This window comes from Ralstonia sp. OTU4908 (assembly GCF_038440115.1).
Lineage (GTDB): Bacteria > Pseudomonadota > Gammaproteobacteria > Burkholderiales > Burkholderiaceae > Ralstonia > Ralstonia pickettii.
Genome location: NZ_JASATD010000007.1, coordinates 1 through 21128 on the forward strand (window position 1 = coordinate 1; position 21128 = coordinate 21128).

Annotated in this window: 21 protein-coding genes and 2 tRNA genes; 5 read left to right on the forward strand and 18 right to left on the reverse strand. The window is 61.7% G+C overall.

Going from position 1 to position 21128, the window contains the following annotated elements:
• Nucleotides 1-11: 11 nt before the first annotated feature.
• Nucleotides 12-389, reverse strand: a complete 378-nt coding sequence (locus tag AAHM38_RS08190; RefSeq protein WP_009240813.1) for a hypothetical protein — start codon at nucleotides 387-389, stop codon at nucleotides 12-14.
• Nucleotides 390-704: 315 nt separating this feature from the next.
• Here AAHM38_RS08190 and AAHM38_RS08195 point away from each other — a divergent pair, with 315 nt between their 5' ends.
• A complete protein-coding gene (locus tag AAHM38_RS08195; protein ID WP_116576109.1) occupies nucleotides 705-1643 on the forward strand; it encodes an aldose epimerase family protein in 939 nt (312 codons plus the stop codon).
• Between the two features lie 9 nt (nucleotides 1644-1652).
• Here the strand turns inward: AAHM38_RS08195 and AAHM38_RS08200 are convergent, their stop codons facing one another.
• Nucleotides 1653-1988 (reverse strand): carboxymuconolactone decarboxylase family protein, encoded by a 336-nt coding sequence (locus AAHM38_RS08200; RefSeq protein WP_009240815.1) that lies wholly within the window; start codon nucleotides 1986-1988, stop codon nucleotides 1653-1655.
• Nucleotides 1989-2102: 114 nt separating this feature from the next.
• Between AAHM38_RS08200 and AAHM38_RS08205 the strand changes: the two genes are divergently transcribed.
• Nucleotides 2103-3026 carry a cupin domain-containing protein gene (locus tag AAHM38_RS08205; RefSeq protein WP_116576108.1) on the forward strand — a complete coding sequence of 308 codons (924 nt, stop codon included), beginning with the start codon at nucleotides 2103-2105 and terminating at the stop codon, nucleotides 3024-3026.
• 331 nt (nucleotides 3027-3357) lie between these two features.
• Nucleotides 3358-3434 (forward strand) — tRNA-Pro (locus AAHM38_RS08210).
• A gap of 85 nt (nucleotides 3435-3519) precedes the next feature.
• Here the strand turns inward: AAHM38_RS08210 and AAHM38_RS08215 are convergent.
• The 15 genes from AAHM38_RS08215 to AAHM38_RS08285 all read right to left on the reverse strand — a co-directional run bounded on the left by AAHM38_RS08215 (nucleotide 3520) and on the right by AAHM38_RS08285 (nucleotide 17709).
• Nucleotides 3520-3951, reverse strand: a complete 432-nt coding sequence (locus tag AAHM38_RS08215; RefSeq protein ID WP_009240839.1) for a MerR family transcriptional regulator — start codon at nucleotides 3949-3951, stop codon at nucleotides 3520-3522.
• Between the two features lie 71 nt (nucleotides 3952-4022).
• Nucleotides 4023-4439 (reverse strand): integration host factor subunit alpha, encoded by a 417-nt coding sequence (locus tag AAHM38_RS08220; RefSeq protein WP_012762121.1) that lies wholly within the window; start codon nucleotides 4437-4439, stop codon nucleotides 4023-4025.
• 78 nt (nucleotides 4440-4517) lie between these two features.
• Complete coding sequence (gene pheT / locus AAHM38_RS08225) at nucleotides 4518-6947, reverse strand: phenylalanine--tRNA ligase subunit beta (RefSeq protein ID WP_116576107.1); 2430 nt, start codon at nucleotides 6945-6947, stop codon at nucleotides 4518-4520.
• A gap of 63 nt (nucleotides 6948-7010) precedes the next feature.
• Nucleotides 7011-8045 carry a phenylalanine--tRNA ligase subunit alpha gene (gene pheS, locus AAHM38_RS08230; RefSeq protein WP_065856437.1) on the reverse strand — a complete coding sequence of 345 codons (1035 nt, stop codon included), beginning with the start codon at nucleotides 8043-8045 and terminating at the stop codon, nucleotides 7011-7013.
• A gap of 142 nt (nucleotides 8046-8187) precedes the next feature.
• Nucleotides 8188-8544 carry a 50S ribosomal protein L20 gene (gene rplT, locus AAHM38_RS08235; protein ID WP_012762124.1) on the reverse strand — a complete coding sequence of 119 codons (357 nt, stop codon included), beginning with the start codon at nucleotides 8542-8544 and terminating at the stop codon, nucleotides 8188-8190.
• Between the two features lie 28 nt (nucleotides 8545-8572).
• Complete coding sequence (rpmI, locus tag AAHM38_RS08240; RefSeq protein WP_004636003.1) at nucleotides 8573-8770, reverse strand: 50S ribosomal protein L35; 198 nt, start codon at nucleotides 8768-8770, stop codon at nucleotides 8573-8575.
• 167 nt (nucleotides 8771-8937) lie between these two features.
• Nucleotides 8938-9459, reverse strand: coding sequence for a translation initiation factor IF-3 (gene infC, locus AAHM38_RS08245; protein WP_012435921.1), 522 nt, complete (start codon nucleotides 9457-9459; stop codon nucleotides 8938-8940).
• A 42-nt stretch (nucleotides 9460-9501) separates the two neighbouring features.
• Entirely contained in the window at nucleotides 9502-11409 is a 1908-nt protein-coding gene (thrS, locus tag AAHM38_RS08250) for a threonine--tRNA ligase (RefSeq protein ID WP_012762125.1), read from the reverse strand.
• A gap of 373 nt (nucleotides 11410-11782) precedes the next feature.
• Nucleotides 11783-11859 (reverse strand) — tRNA-Val (locus tag AAHM38_RS08255).
• A 22-nt stretch (nucleotides 11860-11881) separates the two neighbouring features.
• Nucleotides 11882-14107 carry a RelA/SpoT family protein gene (locus AAHM38_RS08260; RefSeq protein ID WP_116576106.1) on the reverse strand — a complete coding sequence of 742 codons (2226 nt, stop codon included), beginning with the start codon at nucleotides 14105-14107 and terminating at the stop codon, nucleotides 11882-11884.
• 39 nt (nucleotides 14108-14146) lie between these two features.
• The gene (locus AAHM38_RS08265) at nucleotides 14147-14515 is read right to left on the reverse strand and encodes a RidA family protein (RefSeq protein WP_012762127.1); all 369 of its coding nucleotides are present in this window, start codon (nucleotides 14513-14515) and stop codon (nucleotides 14147-14149) included.
• Nucleotides 14516-14545: 30 nt separating this feature from the next.
• The gene (locus AAHM38_RS08270; RefSeq protein WP_012762128.1) at nucleotides 14546-15415 is read right to left on the reverse strand and encodes an alpha/beta fold hydrolase; all 870 of its coding nucleotides are present in this window, start codon (nucleotides 15413-15415) and stop codon (nucleotides 14546-14548) included.
• A gap of 144 nt (nucleotides 15416-15559) precedes the next feature.
• Nucleotides 15560-16339: a 3-hydroxybutyrate dehydrogenase gene (locus AAHM38_RS08275; RefSeq protein WP_004636015.1), complete on the reverse strand. Its 780-nt coding sequence runs from the start codon at nucleotides 16337-16339 to the stop codon at nucleotides 15560-15562.
• Between the two features lie 22 nt (nucleotides 16340-16361).
• The gene (locus AAHM38_RS08280; protein WP_012762129.1) at nucleotides 16362-16997 is read right to left on the reverse strand and encodes a CoA transferase subunit B; all 636 of its coding nucleotides are present in this window, start codon (nucleotides 16995-16997) and stop codon (nucleotides 16362-16364) included.
• 10 nt (nucleotides 16998-17007) lie between these two features.
• Nucleotides 17008-17709, reverse strand: coding sequence for a CoA transferase subunit A (locus tag AAHM38_RS08285; protein ID WP_009240847.1), 702 nt, complete (start codon nucleotides 17707-17709; stop codon nucleotides 17008-17010).
• A 152-nt stretch (nucleotides 17710-17861) separates the two neighbouring features.
• On the opposite strand from AAHM38_RS08285, the gene AAHM38_RS08290 reads away from it, so the two are divergent.
• Nucleotides 17862-18407: a LuxR C-terminal-related transcriptional regulator gene (locus AAHM38_RS08290; protein WP_009240848.1), complete on the forward strand. Its 546-nt coding sequence runs from the start codon at nucleotides 17862-17864 to the stop codon at nucleotides 18405-18407.
• A gap of 13 nt (nucleotides 18408-18420) precedes the next feature.
• On the opposite strand, the gene AAHM38_RS08295 is transcribed toward AAHM38_RS08290, so the two are convergent.
• A complete protein-coding gene (locus AAHM38_RS08295; RefSeq protein ID WP_012762130.1) occupies nucleotides 18421-19206 on the reverse strand; it encodes an SDR family oxidoreductase in 786 nt (261 codons plus the stop codon).
• A 223-nt stretch (nucleotides 19207-19429) separates the two neighbouring features.
• Here AAHM38_RS08295 and AAHM38_RS08300 point away from each other — a divergent pair, with 223 nt between their 5' ends.
• The gene (locus AAHM38_RS08300) at nucleotides 19430-21115 is read left to right on the forward strand and encodes an electron transfer flavoprotein-ubiquinone oxidoreductase (RefSeq protein ID WP_012762131.1); all 1686 of its coding nucleotides are present in this window, start codon (nucleotides 19430-19432) and stop codon (nucleotides 21113-21115) included.
• Nucleotides 21116-21128 lie beyond the last annotated feature (13 nt).

Here is a 21128-nt window from a genome sequence, read left to right on the forward strand (position 1 = left end):
GAAAAAGCGGCTTAGCGTCCGATATCGTGCGCCACGGCGCCGAGTTCGTCGTTCAGCGCGCGTTGCTCGTCTCCGGACAAGCCGCCGCGATGCTGGCTGGCCATGTCGTTGGCTTCCTGGCGGATGCGGCGCAGGCGGTCCCGCAGGCCGTCAGCGCGGTACGGATCGATGTAGCCCTCGGATTGGCGAACGTCGACACGATGGAATTCTTCCGCCAGGCGGCCCTGCACTTGATCAAAGCGCGCGCGCGGGTCCACCGGTGCAGGCGCCGGAACCGGAACCGGCTCACGCACCACCACCGTTCGCGTGGGCTGCGTCGGCGCCACGACACAACCGGCCAGAGAGGCCGCCAGTACAGCGCACAGGGTCAGACGCGGAAGAATCGACATGTTTGGGCTCGTATCGTTGTTGTAGAAACGCGCAGTCGCGCGAGAACTGGCGCTTATCTTACGAACCGCTTGCCGCAAAGCTGTGACGATTGGTAACAGCAGATTACCGCCGCGACAACTCCGGTGGCTCGACTGGCGGCGGTGGCTCATCGGGCGATGGTAGATCGGGTGGGATCCCCGGCGGTGAAGGCTCATCGGGTGGGGGAACAGTATGTGCGGGCAGCACGCAATTGACGGACATGGTTTCCCTCCGGGCAAAACGCATTGACAATCTAGTACGCGATTCCCATGCCAACAAGCCACCTTGCCCAGCCTATGCACGACCTGCCCACCGCCAGCTTCCAGGACCGCACGCTCATCCGCATTGGTGAGCCCCACGCCGAAGGCTCCATGCTGCTGCTCGCGCCGGAAGCCGGCGGCCGGCTGGTGCGCTGGCGCCATCGCGGCGAAGACATTCTCTTCTGGCCCGAACCGGCCGATTGGACAAATCCAGCCAAGGTGCGTGGCGGCAATCCGCTGTTATTCCCCTTTATCGGCCGACATTTCGTCGACGGCGAAGTCGGCCGCTGGCGCGACGCGCGCGGGCAACTTCACGAGCTGCCGCAACACGGCTTTGCACGCGACTTGCCGTTCGAGGTGGAAGACGCAAGCGACGCGCACATCGTCCTGCTGCTGCGCGACAGCCCCCAGACGCGTCAAGGCTATCCGTTCGCCTTTGAGTTTCGCGTGACGTACCGGCTGATTCACGATGGGCTGGAGGCGACCTTCTCCGTCAAGCATCTGGATGAAGGCGACACGCATGCCACGATGCCGTTCTACGCTGGTCATCATTTCTACCTGGCGTTACCGCATGCGTTGCGCGGCGCGACCGAACTCTTGATGCCGCCGTCGCGGCTGTCGCGACAGCTGGCCGATGGGAGTCTCGACCGACCCGAGCCCGGCCGCGGGAACTACCAGCTCGACGACCCGGCGCTGCAAGACCGCTATCACCTGCTCGATGACGCTGGCGCTGCAACGCTGGTCATTCCGCCGCACCCGGAAGCACCGCTCGGCCGTCGCATTCGTTTCGAAGTCGACGGCGCGCCGGTGCCCTGGCACGCCATCACCACGTGGGCGGAAAACGCCACGTCGGACTTCTACTGCGTCGAACCATGGATGGGCCTGCCGAATGCGATCCACCACGGTGAAGGCCTGCACCTGCTCGCCCCGGGCGAGGCGCGGCAAGCAACTTGCCGTCTGCGGATCGCCCGGTAGCCTACGCGCTCAGGCCTTCTCGTAGGCCTGCACCGCATCCAACACGCGCGCGGAATACACCAAGGCTGCCCCGGCATTGAGCGAGATCGCCACACTCAGCGCGTCGGCAATCTCCTCGTGCGTTGCGCCATGCTTGATGGCCTCCGCCGTGTGCACGGTGATACAGCCGTCGCAGCGGGTGGTCACCGCCACGGCCAGCGCAATCAGCTCACGCGTCTTCGCGTCAAGGCTACCCGTCGTGGCAGCCGACAACGTCTTGTAGCCCTTGACGGTATCCGGCGTGATCTGACCAATCTCGCCAATGCGCCCCAGCAATTCCTTCCGATACTCGACCCAGTTCAGCATGATGTGCTCCGGTGGTGTGGCGCTGGCCCGATGCCCGCGCCGTTGGAAAGAGTATTGTCTTGATGCGTGATTCGTTGAATACTTGATCAACGCAATTTCTGTCGAAATCGTCTCATGGACGCGCTCAGTCAATTCATTCAGCTCACCCGGCCGCAGGCCAGCCTCGATTTGCGCTGCCTGTTCCAGGGGCGATTCTCGATCCCGCACGCTCCGGAGCCGAATGGGCAGGCGCTGTTCCACCTCGTGCTGTCAGGTTGTTGCCGGGTCGACACCGGCGGCCGCACGCTCACGCTGCGCGAAGGCGATTTCATCCTGTTTCCGCGTGGTGAAGCACACACAATTCACGACCCGGTCAGCAAAGAGGCGCCCACCGCCAAGCCACGCACATCGCACGACGGCATGCTGCCGCTTCGTCAAACCGGCCGGGGCGCGGCTGACGTCGATCTGCTTTGCGGTCGCTTCGTTCACGAGCACGGCTCGACCACGCTGCTTGTACGCACCCTGCCCGATCCGTTGCATGTGTCATTGACTGATAGTGCGTCATTTACGGCGCTGCAAGCACTCATTGGGCTAATGCGCGACGAAGCCGAAACGCGCGCACCGGGCGCGCTGGCGATCGTCACCTCACTGAGCCAGGCTTTGCTGACGATGGCCCTGCGCGCCTATGGTCAGCGAGAAAACGCGAGCCCAGGCACGTTGACGCTGCTGTCGGACGCGCGCCTCGGCCCGTCCATACAGGCCATGCTCAGCGCGCCCGAACGTGCGTGGACCATCGACGCCCTCGCCGATCTGGCGGCCATGTCACGCGCTACCTACGCGCGACACTTCAAGGCCCGGGCGGACATGACGGTATGGGATTTCCTCACGCGTGTGCGCATGACGCTGGCCTGCGAAACGTTGGTCCATACACGGCTCAGCGTGGGCGAAGTTGGCACACGTGTGGGCTATCAATCGGAGGCGGCGTTCGGCAAGGCGTTCAAGCAGCAATTGAGGATGACGCCGGCGCGGTATCGAAGGGGATTGGTTAGTCATCCATAGAGGCCCCGCAACCATTAGCGCTCAAGCTTTCGATGCGTGCACTTCTTCGCACTGCTTTCCGGTAGGAAAAATCATCCGCGATGAGATCAACGAACGGCTTAACGTGGCTCACAGCGAGTTCGGCAAGAACGGCCCGCACGTTCTTCTTGTTCTCGAGCACGTTCGTGACGCGACTCCTAATGTGGACGCTCGGATTACAGAGACTACAGCGCACTCTAGCGCGGGGGGTTTCTATGCCACAGCGATGTGCGAGACGACCGCACCGCGCCCGATCGAACCGCGAGCGAACTACTAGTCATCGGCGCCACGCCTCTGTTATACTTTCAAGCTTCGGGGCGTAGCGCAGCCTGGTAGCGTACCTGCATGGGGTGCAGGTGGTCGGAGGTTCAAATCCTCTCGCCCCGACCAAAACAAAAGCCCGCGTAACGGATCACGTTACGCGGGCTTTTTCGTTTCTTTTTTTGCTTCCTGTCTACGCGCTAGTTGCCTGCAATTACGGCTTGTCGGTACGCAGTACTTCCAACACAGCGGACAGCGCGCGCCGCAAGTTCTGCACATCGACCGAACCTGTCACAGCGGCTGACATCGGCGCCGCAACTTCCGTCTCCGGCTCATCAGCTTCGACTTGCGAGGCCGCACTTACGCCATGTCGCAACTCATCCAACCGATTCCGCGCGCCATTGATCGTGAAGCCTTGCTCATACAGCAGCTCGCGAATGCGCCGGATCAGCAGGACTTCATGATGCTGGTAGTAGCGTCGGTTGCCGCGTCGCTTGACTGGCTTGAGCTGCGTGAACTCCTGCTCCCAATAGCGCAGCACATGCGGCTTGACGGCGCACAGGTCGCTCACCTCACCAATGGTGAAGTAGCGTTTGGCAGGAATCGGCGGCAGGTTGACCCGCTCCGTGTGTTTGTCGGCGGCCATACAGGGCTGGACTACAGGGCTGGCGAAAGAAACGGATTGAAAAGACGGCTGAGCGAATTCACGCAGCAGAATTACGCGACGTCGACCGGCAGCGGCTCGACGCGCTCTTCAACGAGCGCCTTGAGCTTCTGGCTAGCGTGGAACGTCACGACGCGGCGCGCAGTGATGGGGATGATTTCCCCCGTCTTCGGATTTCGGCCCGGGCGCTGCGGCTTGTCGCGCAACTGGAAATTACCGAAGCCAGACAGCTTGACACTGTCACCCTGCTCGAGCGCCTCGCGAATCACGTCAAAAAACGCTTCAACCATGTCCTTCGACTCGCGCTTGTTCAAGCCGACCTGCTCGAACAGCATCTCGGCAAGCTCGGCCTTCGTAAGCGTCGGCACGTCCTGAGCGCGCGCATCACGTGCGTCGGCCAATGCCGCCGAAGAAGAACCGAGCGAGTCGCCCAAGGATGCCGCCAACGCAGGCGCGTGTTGATCGTTCATAGGATTCGCTTAGCGTATTCGATCCGAATGCCGAGGTTCGTTCGAGCTGTCTCTAGCGCAGTGCGGACGTCTGAAACGTCAGGCACGCAGGCGCGCGCCGAATGCATCGCCGGCCGCTCGAATCAGTTGCTGTGTGGCGGCCTCGACAATGTCGTCCTGAAGGGTGCTGTCAGTATCTTGCAACGTAATTCTGAAGGCAAGGCTTTTCTCCTGCGCCCCAATGGCAGCCGTGGCGGCCTTCGGACGGAATTCATCGAACAGCACAACGCCTTGCAGATAGCGTTCCCAAGGCGTGCCAACAGCCGTCTTTTCGAAGATATCGACAAGGTCTTGCACCGCCACATCCTGACGTACGACGAGCGCAATGTCGCGCGTCACTGCTGGCACACGGGGCACTTCGCGATACTTCGGCAGACCGACAGCGGTGATGGCATCAAGCTCCAGCTCCCACACCACCGGCGCAGTCGGCAGGTCGTATTTTTGCAGCCAACGCGGATGCAGTTCACCGATCCAGCCGATGGCACGGCCATTCAGCACCACGCGTGCGGAGCGGCCCGGGTGGAGCGCGGGGTGCTCCGCGCGCTCGAAACGCGCCTGCAACGGCCACAGCAGCGATTCGACGTCACCCTTTACATCGAAGAAATCAACAGGGCGTGTCTGCACGCCCCACTGCTCTTCCTTGGCCGGACCATATGCAATGCCACCGGCCATCATCGGCTGTGCGTACCCGGCGATCGACAGACCACCATCGGCGACAGTCGCATCGCGGTGGAACACACGACCCACCTCGAACATGCGTACCCGCGAAGCCTTGCGGTTCAGGTTGTAGCGCACCTTGTCCAGCAAGCCGCCGATGAGCGTGCTGCGCATCACCGAGTACTGGCTGGCAATCGGATTCAGCAACGGAATCGGGTTGGTGTTGCCGGCAAAGTCGGCTTCCCATTCGGTCTCGACAAAGGCGAAGTTGACGACCTCGTGGTAATCACGTGCAGCAACGGCATGACGCACGTCGTGCATCGTGCGGTGCGCCTCGTCAGTCGGGCGCATCGCGTTCTCAGCCACGGGGGGCTTGGCGGGAATCCGCTCGAAACCGTAGATGCGGGCGACTTCTTCAATCAGGTCTTCTTCGATTTCAAGGTCGAAGCGATACGATGGCGGCTCGACGATGAACACATCGCCGTCCACGCTGAACGTGAGGCCGAGGCGCTTGAACACGTCCTCCACAACGTCGTGCGACAGCGGAATACCCAGGACGCGCGCGGCACGTGCGACACGCATGCGCACAGGCTCGCGCTTGGGCAGATTGACGATCTGGTCATCGATCGGTCCAGCCTGGCCGCCACAGATTTCGAGGATCAGCGCGCTGATGCGTTCGATGTGTTCAACGGTGGTCGCGTAATCAACGCCGCGCTCGAAGCGGTGGCCCGCATCGGTCGAGAAGTTGTAGCGGCGCGCACGGCCCTGGATGGCTTCCGGCCACCAGAATGCGGCTTCAACATAGATGTTCTGTGTATCGAGCGTGACGGCCGTCTTGTCGCCGCCCATGATGCCGGCGAGGCTTTCGATGGCCTGCTCGTCCGAGATCACGCCGACCTTTTCGTCGACCGTGATGGTGTCGCCGTTGAGCAGCTTCAGCTGTTCGCCAGCCTTGCCCCAGCGCACCGTCAGGCCGCCGTGGATCTTGTCCAGGTCGAACACGTGCGACGGACGGCCCAGCTCCAGCATCACGTAGTTCGAGATATCCACCAGCGCCGACACGCTGCGCATGCCCGCGCGCTCGATGCGCGACACCATCCAGGCCGGCGTCTTCGCGTGCGCGTTCACACCGCGGATGATGCGGCCCGAGAAGCGACCACACAGGTCCGGTGCTTCCACCTTGACCGGCAACTTGTCGGCCAGCGTTACCGCCACGGGTGCCATCGACGGCACGGTAATGGGGGCGCCCGTCAGCGCGGACACTTCACGCGCCACGCCATGGATCGACAGGCAGTCGGCCTTGTTGGGTGTGAGCTTGATGACGAAGATCTGGTCGTCCAGATCGAGCACCTTGCGGATGTCTTCGCCCACCGGCGTGTCTTCCGGCAGGATCAGCAGACCGCCGTGGTCTTCCGACAGCTTCAGCTCGCGCGCCGAACACAGCATGCCGTAGCTCTCCACGCCACGCAGCTTGCCGATCTTGATCTTGAACGGCTTGCCGTCCTCGCCCGGGGGCAGCTCGGCGCCGACCAGCGCGCACGGCACCTTGATGCCTGCCGACACGTTCGGCGCGCCGCAGACAATCTGCAGCAATTCGCCCGTGCCCGCATCGACCTTGCACACGTTGAGGCGATCGGCGTCCGGGTGTTTGTTCACCTCGACCACATGGCCGACGACGATCTGCGAGAACGGCGGCGCGACGGGGTCGACCTCCTCCACCTCGAGGCCAGCCATCGTCAGGCGATGGGAAAGCTCATCCGTGGTGATCGACGGATTGACGAAACTGCGAAGCCAGGATTCCGGAAATTGCATGGCGCGACAGGAAAGAGAATTCGATTAACGGGGCGATGAAGTACCAGTGCGAGCGCTCGGCGCTTACGCGAACTGGCGCAGGAAACGCACATCGCCCTCGAAGAACAGGCGCAGGTCATTGATGCCATAGCGCAGCATCGTCAGGCGCTCCAGGCCGGAGCCGAACGCGAAGCCGATGTAGCGCTCGGGGTCGAGGCCCATGTTGCGCACCACCGTCGGGTGCACTTGGCCGGATCCGGAAATCTCCAGCCATTTACCGTTGCCGAACGCCATATCGATCTCGGCCGACGGTTCGGTGAACGGGAAATAGGACGGGCGGAAACGCACCTGGATGTCGTCGCGCTCGAAGAAATTGCGCAGGAAATCGGTATAGACGCCCTTCAGGTCGGCAAAGCTGATGTTGTCTGCAATCCATAGGCCTTCGACCTGATGGAACATCGGCGAGTGCGTGGCATCGCTGTCGACACGATACGTGCGGCCCGGGGCGATAACCTTGATCGGCGGGATGCGGTCGAGGTGCTTGTACTTCTCCACGTGCATGCGGGCATAGCGCACCTGCATCGGGCTCGTGTGCGTGCGCAGGAGCAAGAGCTTGTCTTCGCTGTCGCGACCGTCGATGTAGAACGTATCCTGCATCGAGCGTGCCGGATGGTTGTCCGGGTTGTTCAGCGCCGTGAAGTTCATCCAGTCGGATTCGATTTCGGGGCCGTCAGCGACATCGAAGCCGATCGAACCGAAGATCTTGGCGACGCGCTCCCAGGTGTTCATCACAGGGTGCAGACTGCCCTCTGCCACGTCGCGCCCGGGCAGCGTCACGTCGATCGCCTCTGCGGCCAGGCGGGCATTCATCAGCGCATCGGCCAGCGCCTGGCGGCGGGCGTTGAGCGCTTCTTCTACCCGGCTCTTGGCTTGGTTGATGCGCGCGCCTTCGGACTTGCGGGTTTCCGGATCGAGCTTACCCAAGCCTTTGAGCAAGTCGGTCAGCACGCCGGACTTACCGAGAAAGCGGGCCTTCTCGTTTTCCAACGAGGCGTTGTCCTGCACAGCGGCAAACGCGTTTTGGGCATCGACGACGACTTGATCCAGATCCAGTGACATGGGAAGGCGAGCGAAAAAATTCTGGGGATTCGGGTCCGCGAAAATGCGCGGAATAAAAAACGGGGCTCGGTGAGAGCCCCGTCAGGGTGATCAGCCGGCAAATTTACTGGGCAATTCCAGCAACCTGCCCGGCTAATCCAATTCAGGCGACGTTGGCTTTCACCTGATTCACGATGGCAGCAAAAGCCACCTTATCGTGAATGGCCATGTCCGACAGCACCTTGCGGTCCAGCTCGATGGACGCCTTCTTGAGGCCGTTCATGAACTTGCTGTAGGTCAGACCATGCTCGCGTGCGCCAGCGTTGATACGTGCAATCCAGAGCGCACGGAACACGCGCTTCTTGTTGCGACGATCGCGGTAGGCGTACTGACCAGCACGCATGACCGCCTGCTTGGCGATGCGATAGACGTTATTGCGGCGGCCGCGGTAACCCTTGGCTGCGCTGATAACCTTCTTATGACGGGCCCGCGCTGTGACCCCACGTTTTACTCGAGGCATGAAATGCTCCTTTCGTAGTTAGTTAGGGTTAGGCGTACGGCATCATTGCGCGAACGGACTTCAGGTTCGTCTCATGGACGCCCTCGGTACCGCGCAGGTGACGCTTGTTCTTGGTGGTCTTCTTGGTCAGGATGTGACGCTTGAAGGCTTGGCCACGTTTGATCGTGCCACCAGGACGGGCAGTAAAGCGCTTGGAAGCGCTTTTCTTCGTCTTCATCTTCGGCATGGAACAACTCCGCTTTTGACATGAAGCCAGGTGGACGGCTGGCGCCGACACTTGCAAGACCCGGGCTCACTTGTTGTATCGCGGCAGGCTTTGAAACCTGCCGCGTCTTCCGACGTTTCCGTCTGGAACCTGCTCAGCGCAGCCGGAATCGCCCGGCCGCCGCTGCATTACTTTTTCTTCTTGGGCGCCAACATCATCACTGCCTGGCGACCTTCCATCTTCGGCATCTGCTCAACCTGACCGAATTCCTCCAGGTCAGACTTGATACGCTCCAGCACGCGCATGCCGAGTTCCTGGTGGGCCATTTCGCGGCCCCGGAAACGCAAGGTCACCTTGACCCGGTCGCCATCCTCAAGGAAGCGCGTTGCGTTGCGCAGCTTGACGCCGTAGTCGTTGTCGTCGGTGCCAGGGCGGAACTTGACTTCCTTCACCTGGATCACCTTCTGCTTCAGCTTGGCGTCATGGGCCTTTTTCTGCTCCTGATACTTGAACTTGCCATAGTCCATCAGGCGGCAAACGGGCGGCTGCGCAGTCGGCGCGATCTCGACCAGGTCGACGTCCTTTTCTTCTGCCAGACGCAGCGCGTCGAACAGCTTGACGATGCCGAGCGCTTCTCCCTCAACCCCGGTCAGCCGGACTTCCGGTGCGCTGATCTCGCGGTTGATGCGGTGAGATTTCTCAGTAGCGATGTTGATGTCCTCAAAGAATCAAAAAAACAGGCCGTGCCCAGCTCATGACTTGTTGGCGAGATCGTTCTGCAGTCGCTCAACGAACGCCGACAGCGGCATAGAGCCTAGATCGACGTTGCCACGGGCACGCACGGCCACCTGATTTTCATCCCGCTCTTTGTCGCCAACCACAATCTGGTATGGGACCTTCTGAACAGAATGCTCGCGGATTTTATACCCAATCTTCTCATTCCGCAAATCGACGACCGCCCTAAATCCTTGTTTTTGCAGGGATTGCACAACGGATTGCGCGTATTCGGCGTGCGAATCGGTGATACTGAGCACCGCAACCTGCACCGGCGAAAGCCACGTGGGCAGCGCTCCGGCATATTGCTCGATCAAGATACCGATAAAGCGCTCGAGGCTGCCAACGATGGCCCGGTGCAGCATGATCGGTCGATGGCGCGCGCCATCTTCGCCGACAAATTCAGCATCCAGGCGCTCCGGCAGGTTCGGGTCGACTTGGATCGTGCCGCATTGCCACTGACGGCCAAGTGCATCTTTAAGCACATACTCGATCTTGGGACCGTAGAACGCCCCCTCACCCGGCAGGTACTCAAACTCGCAACCCGACGCACGCAAGCCCTCAGCCAACGCAGCCTCGGCGCGGTCCCAGCTTTCTTCCGTGCCGATGCGCTTGTCCGGACGCGTCGACAGCTTGTAAAGAATTTCGGTGAAGCCGAAATCCTTGTAGACCTTCTGCAGCAACGTCGTAAACGCCGTCACCTCGGCCTGGATCATGTCTTCCGTACAGAAGATATGGCCGTCGTCCTGCGTGAAGCCGCGCACGCGCATGATGCCGTGCAGGCCACCCGAAGGCTCGTTGCGGTGGCACGCCCCGAATTCGCCAAAGCGGAGCGGCAGATCGCGGTAGCTCTTGATGCCCTGCTTGTAGATGAGGATGTGGCCGGGGCAGTTCATCGGCTTCAGCGCGTACTCACGCTTTTCCGATTCCGTGATGAACATGTTCTCGCGGTATTTGTCCCAGTGGCCGGTCTTCTCCCACAGCGTCTTGTCGAGAATCTGCGGCCCCTTCACCTCCTGGTAGCCGTTCTCGCGATACACGCGGCGCATGTACTGCTCGATCTCCTGCCAAAGGGTCCAACCCTTCGGATGCCAGAACACCGTGCCGGGCGAATACTCGTCGATGTGGAACAGGTCGAGCTCGCGGCCGAGCTTGCGGTGGTCGCGCTTCTCGGCCTCTTCCAGCATGTGCAGATAGGCTTCCTGGTCTTCCTTCTTCGCCCAGGCCGTGCCATAGATGCGTTGGAGCATCTCGTTATTGTGGTCGCCGCGCCAATACGCGCCCGCCACCTTCATCAGCTTGAAAACCTTCAGCTTGCCCGTGGACGGCACGTGCGGGCCGCGGCACAGGTCGACAAAGTTGCCCTCGCGATACAGACCAATCTCCTGATCCTCCGGAATGGAGGCGATGATCTCAGCCTTGTATTTCTCGCCCATGCCCTCGAACAGCTTGACGGCTTCGTCGCGGCTCAGCACTTCACGCGTGACTTTTTCGTCCTTCTTGGCGAGCTCCGTCATCTTCTTTTCGATGGCGACGAGGTCTTCCGGCGTGAAGGGGCGCTTGTAGGCGAAGTCGTAATAGAAGCCGTTTTCGATGACCGGGCCGATGGTGACCTGTGCGTCCGGAAACAGTTCCTTGACCGCGTAAGCCAGCAAGTGGGCCGTGGAGTGGCGGATCACGTCGACGCCGTCGGCATCCTTGTCGGTGATGATGGCGAGCTTGGCATCCCGGTCGATCGTGAAGCTCGTATCAACCATCTGACCGTCCACGCGGCCCGCCAGGGCTGCCTTGGCCAAGCCTGCACCGATGCTCTGCGCCACTTCAGCCACCGTGACCGGGCCGGGAAACTCGCGCCGGGAACCGTCCGGCAGGGTGATTGCGATCATGCTTGCTCCTGTGGAGTCACCGTCGCGCTTGTCGTCCACGCGAAGGCTGTCATTCTGTCGTGCGCCACGCCGGATCGACGAGGCAGTTTGTCGAATTAGATGCTTCGAAGCGTTTTCAGCTTGATCGCCACGCGTGACACGAAATCGCGGACGAAAAAAAACGCGGCCAAGGCCGCGTTTTCATTTGCGCTATCTCCCGCTTGGGCAGACCGCAAAGGGCGAAAACCGCACCTTGACTACTGTCGCTCCGAAGCGGTTGTAGTTCGCAGTGCCTGAATCATATTTCGCCTTGTGTTCAGTGGTACGGGACAAACCCGGGAATTACGAGGATGACGGCTTGGACACCCTACCCGACGCGTCCTGCTAAATGCGTTGGTAGGCTCGATTGGACTCGAACCAACGACCCCCACCATGTCAAGGTGGTGCTCTAACCAGCTGAGCTACGAGCCTGCCGAAGAACACGACTATACCGTCACTTCCTTCGGGCTGTCAATACCCCTTGCACTTCTTCGATCAAAGTCAGCGCGCGTTGCAGTTGCGTCGCCTCTGACACCTCCGCAGTGAACTGCATCTTTGCGACGCCCTTGCTCGACAGCGTACGCACGCCGGTCACATTGATCTTTTCGCGCGAGAGGATTTCCGAGATGTCGCGCAACAAGCCCTGCCGGTCCAGCGCCTCGACCTGGATATCGATCGGATAGACCGAATCGCTGCGTTGGCCCCACTCAGTCTGGATCACGCGCCCCGGCGCGCGGGCGGCCAGTTGCTGGAACGTCGCGCAACTCTGACGGTGGATCGAGACGCCGCGGCCACGCGTGACAAAGCCGACGATGGCGTCCGGTGGCGCCGGCTTGCAGCAGCGCGACATCTGCGTGAGCAGCGAATCGACGCCCACCACCAATACGCCGCTCTTCGCGCCACGGGCCACGCTGGTGGCGCGGCTCTTCTTGGTGATGGCGGCCTCGTCGTCGATGGGCACAGGCGGCGACGCCCCATCCGAACGCAATACAGCCTCGATGCGACGCAGGCTCAGCTCGTCCTTGGCGACCACGGCGTAAAGATCTTCCGACGTCTTGTAGCCGAGCTTCGCGGCCAGCTCTTCAAGGTTAACGGCGGTCTTTCCTTCGCGCTGCAATGTCTTGTCGATGAGCGCACGGCCTTGCGCGAGCGTCTCTTCCAGCTCCATCGCATTGAACCACGCGCGCACCTTCGTGCGTGCTCGCGGGCTGACGAGATAGTGCAACTCGGTGTTGAGCCAATCGCGCGACGGGCCACCCTGCTTGACGGTGACGATCTCGACAGTCTGGCCGTTCCTGAGCGGTGTGTTCAGCGGCACCATCGTGCCGTCTACGCGCGCGCCGCGGCAACGGTGGCCAAGATCACTGTGCAGGTAGTAAGCGAAGTCGACCGGCGTCGCGCCTTGCGGCAGGGCGATCACGCGCGCCTGCGGCGTCAGCACGTAAATGTGGTCATCCAGCTCGGTGTGCTTGAGTTGCTCCCAAGGCGAATCCTCGTGCGCGACGGTGTGCTCGGCATCGTCCTTCCAGGCGAGCAGTTGGCGCAGCCAGGCGATCTTCTCGTCGTAGCGCTCGCTGGCGGAGAACTGGCCGGCGTAGCCCTTGTTGCCCGCCTCCTTGTAGCGCCAGTGCGCCGCCACGCCGTACTCGGCAAAGTGGTGCATTTCACGTGTGCGGATCTGCACCTCGAGCGCGCGGCCGTCGTCGCCGATCACCACCGTGTGCAGCGACATGTAGCCATTGGCCTTCGGACGCGAGATGTAGTCGTCGAATTCCTTCGGGATCGGTTGCCACATGTGGTGCACGAAACCGAGCACCGTGTAGCAATCCTTGATGCCGTCGACGATGACGCGAAAGGCGCGCACGTCGTACAGATCGGCAAAGTCGAGCTCCTTGCCGCGCATCTTTTTCCAGATGCTGTAGATGTGCTTAGGCCGGCCGCTCACCTCCGCCTGGATGCCGGCGTCGTGCAAGGTCTTTTGGAGTTGCTCGATGGCCTGGCCGATGAACTTCTCGCGCTCGATGCGCTTTTCATCCAGCAGGCGCGCGATGCGCTTGTAGGTATCGGGATCCTCGAAGCGGAAACCGAGGTCTTCAAGCTCCCACTTCAGTTGCCAGATGCCCAACCGGTTAGCGAGCGGCGCATAGATATCCAGCGTCTCGCGCGCCATGCCCTCCGGCGCCGAGCGCTTCGTCTGCGCCAACCAGCGCAGCGACTGCAACCGCGACGCCAGCCGGATCAGCACGACGCGAATGTCCTGCGCGAACGCGAGCAACATCTTGCGCAACGCCTCGACTTGCGCGCGGCGCGCCTCGGCTTCGTTCTTGCGCGTGATGCTGGCATCGGTCGGACTGACGAGGCCGGCAATGGCCCCAATGCGCAGCAGTTGCCGCACATCGTGCACGAGCTTGACGACCTCGGCCCCGAACGCGGGCTCAAGCGCTTTTTCGTTGTCCATTGCCAGCGTCGGCAACAGAAACAGCGCAGCCGCCTGCAACGACGGCGTATCGACGCGCAGCCCTTCAAGGATGGCGACCGTGCCGCGCGCGTGCGACTCCAGCGGCTCGCCGGTCAGCGTGACGCTGTCTGCGGCATTCGCCACGAGGTATTCGATCGCCCGAGCGACCTGCTCTGCCGTCGATCCGGACCCCTCGGCCGGCCGTTCGGTCTTGTTCTCCATGATGCGTCCTGCTGGCGTCTCGCCTGTTGCGTGACGGGCTCAGCTTTTCTGCGCGGCCGTCACGACGATTTCGATGCGGTACTTCGGATTGGCCAGCGCGGCCTCAACGGTGGCGCGCGGCGGCGAGTCCTTGGAACCGGCGGCAACCCACTGGTCCCACACCTTGTTCATCTCGCCAATCTCGCTGATATCTTTCAGGAAGATCTGGCACATCAGGATGCGCGTCTTGTCGCTGCGATTGGCGGCCAGCACGCGATCTATGATGGCGAGCACTTCCGCCGTCTGCTCGGCAATGCCGGCGTCGAGCGTGGTCTCCGGCACTTGGCCTGCCACGTACACGACACCGTTGTAGACGGCTGCGTCGGAATAGCGATGTTCGACGTTGTAACGCTTCAGTTCAGTGCTCATCTTGCAAATCGAATGGAGTCGGACAAACGGTCATTGACCGAGGAAGAACTTGCGGGCGATCGCCACCTGATCGGGCTGGATGAAGGTCGGCGCATGGCCTACGTCGGGAATTTCCACCGTGTTCACGTGTTGGCCGCGTTGCATCATGGCCTCGACGGTCTCGCGCGTCAGCAAATCGGAATGCGCGCCGCGTACCACCAGCACCTCACCGGGAATCGCCTCAAACAGTTTCCACAGCGTGGCCTCGCCGGCCGCGACCATTTCGGGCGTGGTGTTCTTGAAGGGCTCCGCCAGCCGCGGATCGTAATGCAGGATCCACTCGCCGCCCTGGGGCTTCAGGATCGCGGTATTCAGCTCCCGCCATTGCTCCGGCGTGTGGGGACCGAATGAAGCGCTGATCGTCTTGAGGTATGCCAGCCCTTCATCAAACGTCTTGAAGCGAACGTTCAACCCGAGGTAAGCGCCGATGCGCGTCAACGACGATTCCGTCACGCGCGGGCCCACATCGTTGAGCAACAGCTTGCGGATCGGCGATTTCGGCAAGCCCGCTAAGCCAATGCCGATCAGGCCGCCCATCGAGGTTCCAAACCAGTCGACGGACTCGGCATTCAGCCGCGCGAGCAGTGTGACCATGTCGGACGCGTACTGAGACAGCACATAGCCCTTCGGGTCGGCCAGCCAATCAGAGCGCCCCCGGCCCACCACATCGGGGCAGATGACGCGATAGTCGTTGCACAGCGCCTGTGCCAGCACGTCGAAATCACGCCCCGTGCGCGAGAGGCCATGCACGCAAACCAGCACGCGCGGATTCTGCGCGTCGCCCCACTCGTGATACGCCATCCGGTGCAAGCCGGACGGGCTCAGACACTGCACGAAGGCAAGACGCGGCGAGACTGGCATGTACAACTCCTACACGTGAATGACGGAGACAGCGAAGCTTGATTGTACGCGGGCCTGCAGGCATGCGGCGGCGCAGCAGACATTCACGCCGGCCAAAAACAAAAAAGCCTCGCCGCAGCGAGGCTTCTTCAGAAGCAGATCGGCTTACTGCGCGACCCAGCCGCCATCCATGTTCCACGCCACGCCGCGCACCTGCTCAGCCGCATCGCTGCACAGGAAGACTGCCAGCGCGCCGAGTTGATCGGGCGTAACGAACTCACGCGAAGGCTGCTTTTCCATCAGCAGATCTGTCTTGGCTTCGAGCGCGGACAGGCCGTCCTTCTCGGCGCGCGCATCGATCTGCTTCTGCACCAGCGGCGTCAGCACCCAGCCCGGGCAGATCGCGTTGGACGTGATGCCCGTCTGTGCGGTCTCCAGCGCCACCGATTTGGTGAAGCCGACGATACCGTGTTTGGCCGCCACGTACGCCGATTTCTGCGCCGATGCCACCAACCCATGCACCGATGCGACGTTGATGATGCGGCCCCAGTTCTTGCGCTTCATGCCCGGCACAGCAAGCCGCGTCGTGTGGAAAGCCGAGGTGAGGTTGATCGCGATGATGGCGTCCCAGCGTTCGGTCGGGAAATCCTCGACATTGGCCACATACTGGATGCCGGCGTTGTTGACGAGGATGTCCACGCCGCCAAACTCTGCGTCGGCATAGGCGAACATCGCTTCGATCTCGGCTGGCTTGCTCATGTCGGCGCCGTGATATCCGATGCGGATGGCATTTTTGCCCGCGGCGGCGATCTGCGCCTTGGGTGCTTCCACATCGCCAAAGCCGTTCATGATGATATTGGCGCCCTGCGCGGCCAGCGAGCAGGCGATACCCAGACCGATCCCGCTGGTCGAGCCCGTGACGAGGGCGGTTTTTCCTTGCAGCATGCGTGTCTCCAAAGGTCAGCGATTACAGCAGGTTGACGCCAGTCTTAGCCTGGATCTCTTCGCGCGACACGCCCGGCGCGGTTTCGATCAGCTTCAGTCCCTGCTCGGTCACGTCGATCACGCCGAGGTCCGTAATGATGCGATCCACCACGCCCACACCCGTCAGCGGCAGCGTGCACTTGGGCAAAATCTTCAGGTCTTCGGTGCCGTCCTTCTTCTTGGCGGTGTGCTCCATCAGCACGATCACGCGCTTGACGCCGGCCACGAGGTCCATCGCGCCGCCCATGCCCTTGACCATCTTGCCGGGGATCATCCAGTTGGCGAGGTCGCCCGTCTCGCTCACCTGCATCGCGCCAAGAATCGACAGGTTGATCTTGCCGCCGCGAATCATCGCAAAGCTCTGGTCGCTGCCGAAGATGGCGCTGCCGGGCAGCGTGGTCACCGTTTGCTTGCCCGCGTTGATCAGGTCGGCGTCCACCTCATCCTCCGTCGGGAACGGACCGATGCCCAGCATGCCGTTCTCGCTTTGCAGCCAGACTTCCTTGTCGCCGGTGTGGTTCGCAACCAGCGTCGGGATGCCGATGCCGAGGTTGACGTAGAACCCGTCTTGCAACTCCTGGGCAGCGCGCGCCGCCATTTGGTCTTGTGTCCAGGCCATGTCGGTCTCCTTAGTTGGCTGCTCGGATGGTGCGCTTTTCGATGCGCTTCTCGGGCGTGGCATTGAGCACGATGCGGTGCACATAGATGCCGGGCAGATGGATGTCGTCGGGTGCAAGCTCGCCCACCTCGACGATCTCTTCGACCTCAACGATGCAGATCTTGCCCGCCGTGGCCGCAGCCGGATTGAAGTTGCGTGCGGTCAGGTTGAAACGCAGGTTGCCGGACTTGTCAGCCACCTGGGCTTTCACCAGCGCCACGTCGGGCACCAGCGAGCGCTCCATGACGTACGTCTCGCCGTCAAACTCGCGCAGCTCCTTGCCTTCGGCGACAAGCGTGCCGACACCGGTCTTGGTAAAGAACGCCGGGATGCCGGCGCCGCCGGCGCGCAGCTTTTCGGCCAGCGTGCCTTGCGGGGTGAATTCCAACTCGAGTTCACCCGCCAGATACTGGCGCTCGAACTCCTTGTTTTCGCCCACGTAGGACGAAATCATCTTTTTGATCTGGCGGGTTTCCAGCAGCAAGCCCAGGCCGAAACCGTCGACGCCGGCATTGTTGGAAATGCACGTGAGATTCTTGACGCCCGAATCGCGCAGCGCGGCAATCAGCGCTTCCGGAATGCCGCACAGGCCGAAGCCGCCCACGGCGATGGTCTGGCCGTCTTTGACGACGCCCGCGAGCGCCTCGCTGGCGCTGGCGAAGATTTTGTTCATGCGTGCTCCTTCCTTGGTAGTCCAACGAATCCAGCTGGTTTTGACCGCACGCACACTTGGGGTTTGTGCGGTGCAGCGCCGGAAAATTGTAACGGTACAATTTGGCGAGAATACGCAAGCGTCGCGCGACGCAGCAATACGTACGAATACATATGCCCGCCCTCGACTACCAGACTGCGTTCCAGCTTGCCCCTGTGGGCATGGTGATGTCCCGCGAGCGGGTGATGCTCGACGTCAACGACGAAGCCGCTCGCATCTTCGGTCACCCGCGTACGACCATGATGGGGCAATCGTTCGAACTGCTCTATCCGACGCATGACGAATACGAACGCACCGGCGCACGCATCATCCCCGTCATGAATGCGCGCGGCAGCTATTCCGACGAGCGCATCATGAAGCGCGCCAACGGCGAATTGTTTTGGTGCCACGTCACCGGCCGTGCGCTGGATCGTGCGAAACCGCTGGGCGAAGGAATCTGGACGTTCGAAGATCTCTCAGCACATCGCCCCGTCACAGCGGCGCTCACGCCGCGCGAACGCGATATCGCTGCGCAGTTGGTCGAAGGCAAGACCAGCAAGCAGATCGGCAAACAGTTGGAAATCAGCCCGCGCACGGTGGAAATCTACCGCGCGCGGCTGATGAAGAAGTACGCCGCCAACACCTCGCTCGAACTTGTGCAGCGGCTGATGGGGCATTAAGGCTGCTGAAGCGTTACACCATGCCGTCGTCGGCGTTGATGACCGCGCCGTTGATAAAGTCCGACTGATCCGACGCCAGCAGCAGAATCAGCCCATCGAGGTCTTCCGGCTTGCCAACGCGCTTGCGCGGCAACATCTGCACAAGCTTTTGACCCGGCTCGGTTTCCCAGTGGTGATGATTGATTTCGGTGTCGATGTAGCCCGGGCAGATCGCGTTCGTATTGATGCCGTAACGGCCCCACTCCAGCGCCATGGCCTTGGTCATGTGCACCACGGCGGCTTTGCTCATGCAATACACGCCAATCTGCGACAGCACCTTCAGCCCCGCCACAGATGCAATGTTGACGATGCGCGATTGCGGCAGCGGTGAACCGTTTTTCTCCGCACCCTTTGCGCGCGCAATCATGCGCTTGGCCGTTTCCTGCGCTACGAAGAACGCGCCACGCGTGTTGGTATCGAACACGAAATCGAAGTCGTCCGGGGTGACGTCCACCATGCGCTGCGTGGTCGAGACTCCCGAATTGTTGACCAGGATGTCGATCGTGCCGGCCTCGGTTTCAGCGTGCGCGATAGCGGCGCGGATGCTGTCGGGATCCGTCACGTCCAGGCGGACGACGTGGGCGCTGCCGCCCTTGGATTCGATGTCGGCGCGCAGCTCCTTCAGGCGCTCTACACGGCGGGAGGCCAGGACGACCTTTGCACCCGCGGCGGCCAGCGTGTGGGCAAAACGTGCGCCCAGGCCGCTCGATGCGCCGGTGATCAGCGCGACTTTGCCTTCCAGATTGATCGACAGACCCATGATGCGTGTTCCCCGTGTGTTGGTTTGGCAGGCGCCCGGCTGCTCGGAAGCAATATCGGCATGTGATTTGAGCGCAGCTTAGCAAAAAATCGAACGATCGTTCAGAAATTTCCCTTGCCGCATCCGGGCGTGTCCCGGACAATGCGGAAAATTCTAATGCAGCAATCCGTCATACCAATAAGCAAACGCCCCTAACTGTCCCCAAAGCAGCGAAGAGACACTTATGAACCAGCAGCAGCTCCTCGAACAATACGGCCCGCGAGAGTCCATGGAGTATGACGTCGTTATCGTCGGCGGCGGCCCTGCCGGCCTGGCGACAGCGATTCGCATCAAGCAACTGGCCGCCGAGACGGGAAAGGACGTGTCCGTCGTCGTGCTGGAAAAAGGTTCCGAGCCCGGTGCACACATTCTTTCGGGCGCGGTGATGGATCCGCGCGCGATCACTGAATTGCTTCCCAACTGGAAGGCGGACGGCGCCCCGCTCAACCAGCCGGTCACCGGCGACGACGTGCTCTTCCTGAGCGAAACCGACTCCAAGCGCACGCCCGACTGGCTCGTACCGCGCAATTTCCACAACGACGGCTGCTACGTCATCTCGCTGTCGAACGTGGTGAAGTGGATGGCCACGCAGGCCGAAGCGCTGGGCGTGGAAATTTTCCCGGGCTTTGCTGCAGCCGAAGTACTGTATGACGACAAGGGGGCCGTGCGCGGCGTGGCCACCGGCAACATGGGCATCGGCAAGGACGGCGAGCCTACGGAGAACTTCCAGCTGGGCATGGAGCTGCTCGGCAAGTACACCATCTTCGCAGAAGGCGCGCGCGGCCATCTGGGCCGCCAGTTGCTGGAGAAATTCAAGCTCAACGCCGGCAAAGATCCGCAGACCTTCGCCATCGGCATCAAGGAACTCTGGGAAATCGATCCGGCCAAGGCCAAACCCGGCCTCGTGGTCCACACCGCCGGCTGGCCGATGGAAGACGACACCTTCGGCGGCGGCTTCCTGTATCACCTGGAAGACAACAAGGTCACGCTTGGCTTCGTGATTGGGCTGGACTACAAGAACCCTTGGATGAGCCCCTTCGAAGAGATGCAGCGCTGGAAGGCTCACCCCGCCATCCGCGCGCACATCGAAGGCGGCAAGCGCATCGGCTACGGCGCACGCGCCATCAACAACGGCACGCCGCAGGCGCTGCCGAAAACCGTGTTTCCGGGCGGAGCCCTGGTCGGTTGCGATGCTGGCTACCTGAACGCGGCGCGTATCAAGGGCAGCCACGCGGCCATCAAGAGCGGCATGCTTTGCGGCGACGCCGTGTTCGAAGCTGTGACGGCCGGCCGTTCCGCTGATGAGCTTTCCGCATATCCTGCGGCCTTCGAACAGAGCTGGCTGAAGGAAGAACTGGATCAGTCGCGCAACTTCAAGCTCTGGTTCAAGAAGAGCCCGACACTGGGCAAGATCATGACCGGCATCGAACAGTGGCTGCTGCCCAAGATTGGCGTCAGCAATCCGCCCTGGACGCTGCACGGCACGAAGTCGGATAACCAGTCGCTCAAGCCGGCATCGGAATGCCCGAAGATCGAGTATCCGAAGCCGGACGGCAAGATCACGTTCGATCGCCTGTCGTCGGTGTTCATCTCGAACACGAACCACGAAGAGAACCAGCCGGCCCACCTGACGCTGAAAGATCCGACCGTTCCGACACGCATCAACCTGACGCAGTTTGCCGGCCCCGAGCAGCGCTACTGCCCGGCCGGCGTGTACGAATTCGTCAAGAACGACGAAGGCACCGAACGCCTGCAGATCAACGCGCAGAACTGCGTGCACTGCAAGACCTGCGACATCAAGGACCCGACGCAGAACATCGTGTGGGTCACGCCGGAAGGTGGTGGCGGGCCAAACTACGTCGGCATGTAAGTGCCGGGCAGTC

Bases quoted from the DNA above. Each gene is read 5' to 3' on its own strand.
- AAHM38_RS08190 (WP_009240813.1), bottom strand. From the start codon at position 389: ATGTCGATTCTTCCGCGTCTGACCCTGTGCGCTGTACTGGCGGCCTCT.
- AAHM38_RS08195 (WP_116576109.1), top strand. From the start codon at position 705: ATGCACGACCTGCCCACCGCCAGCTTCCAGGACCGCACGCTCATCCGC.
- AAHM38_RS08200 (WP_009240815.1), bottom strand. From the start codon at position 1,988: ATGCTGAACTGGGTCGAGTATCGGAAGGAATTGCTGGGGCGCATTGGC.
- AAHM38_RS08205 (WP_116576108.1), top strand. From the start codon at position 2,103: ATGGACGCGCTCAGTCAATTCATTCAGCTCACCCGGCCGCAGGCCAGC.
- AAHM38_RS08215 (WP_009240839.1), bottom strand. From the start codon at position 3,951: ATGGCCGCCGACAAACACACGGAGCGGGTCAACCTGCCGCCGATTCCT.
- AAHM38_RS08220 (WP_012762121.1), bottom strand. From the start codon at position 4,439: ATGAACGATCAACACGCGCCTGCGTTGGCGGCATCCTTGGGCGACTCG.
- pheT (WP_116576107.1), bottom strand. From the start codon at position 6,947: ATGCAATTTCCGGAATCCTGGCTTCGCAGTTTCGTCAATCCGTCGATC.
- pheS (WP_065856437.1), bottom strand. From the start codon at position 8,045: ATGTCACTGGATCTGGATCAAGTCGTCGTCGATGCCCAAAACGCGTTT.
- rplT (WP_012762124.1), bottom strand. From the start codon at position 8,544: ATGCCTCGAGTAAAACGTGGGGTCACAGCGCGGGCCCGTCATAAGAAG.
- rpmI (WP_004636003.1), bottom strand. From the start codon at position 8,770: ATGCCGAAGATGAAGACGAAGAAAAGCGCTTCCAAGCGCTTTACTGCC.
- thrS (WP_012762125.1), bottom strand. From the start codon at position 11,409: ATGATCGCAATCACCCTGCCGGACGGTTCCCGGCGCGAGTTTCCCGGC.
- AAHM38_RS08260 (WP_116576106.1), bottom strand. From the start codon at position 14,107: ATGGAGAACAAGACCGAACGGCCGGCCGAGGGGTCCGGATCGACGGCA.
- AAHM38_RS08265 (WP_012762127.1), bottom strand. From the start codon at position 14,515: ATGAGCACTGAACTGAAGCGTTACAACGTCGAACATCGCTATTCCGAC.
- AAHM38_RS08270 (WP_012762128.1), bottom strand. From the start codon at position 15,415: ATGCCAGTCTCGCCGCGTCTTGCCTTCGTGCAGTGTCTGAGCCCGTCC.
- AAHM38_RS08275 (WP_004636015.1), bottom strand. From the start codon at position 16,339: ATGCTGCAAGGAAAAACCGCCCTCGTCACGGGCTCGACCAGCGGGATC.
- AAHM38_RS08280 (WP_012762129.1), bottom strand. From the start codon at position 16,997: ATGGCCTGGACACAAGACCAAATGGCGGCGCGCGCTGCCCAGGAGTTG.
- AAHM38_RS08285 (WP_009240847.1), bottom strand. From the start codon at position 17,709: ATGAACAAAATCTTCGCCAGCGCCAGCGAGGCGCTCGCGGGCGTCGTC.
- AAHM38_RS08290 (WP_009240848.1), top strand. From the start codon at position 17,862: ATGCCCGCCCTCGACTACCAGACTGCGTTCCAGCTTGCCCCTGTGGGC.
- AAHM38_RS08295 (WP_012762130.1), bottom strand. From the start codon at position 19,206: ATGGGTCTGTCGATCAATCTGGAAGGCAAAGTCGCGCTGATCACCGGC.
- AAHM38_RS08300 (WP_012762131.1), top strand. From the start codon at position 19,430: ATGAACCAGCAGCAGCTCCTCGAACAATACGGCCCGCGAGAGTCCATG.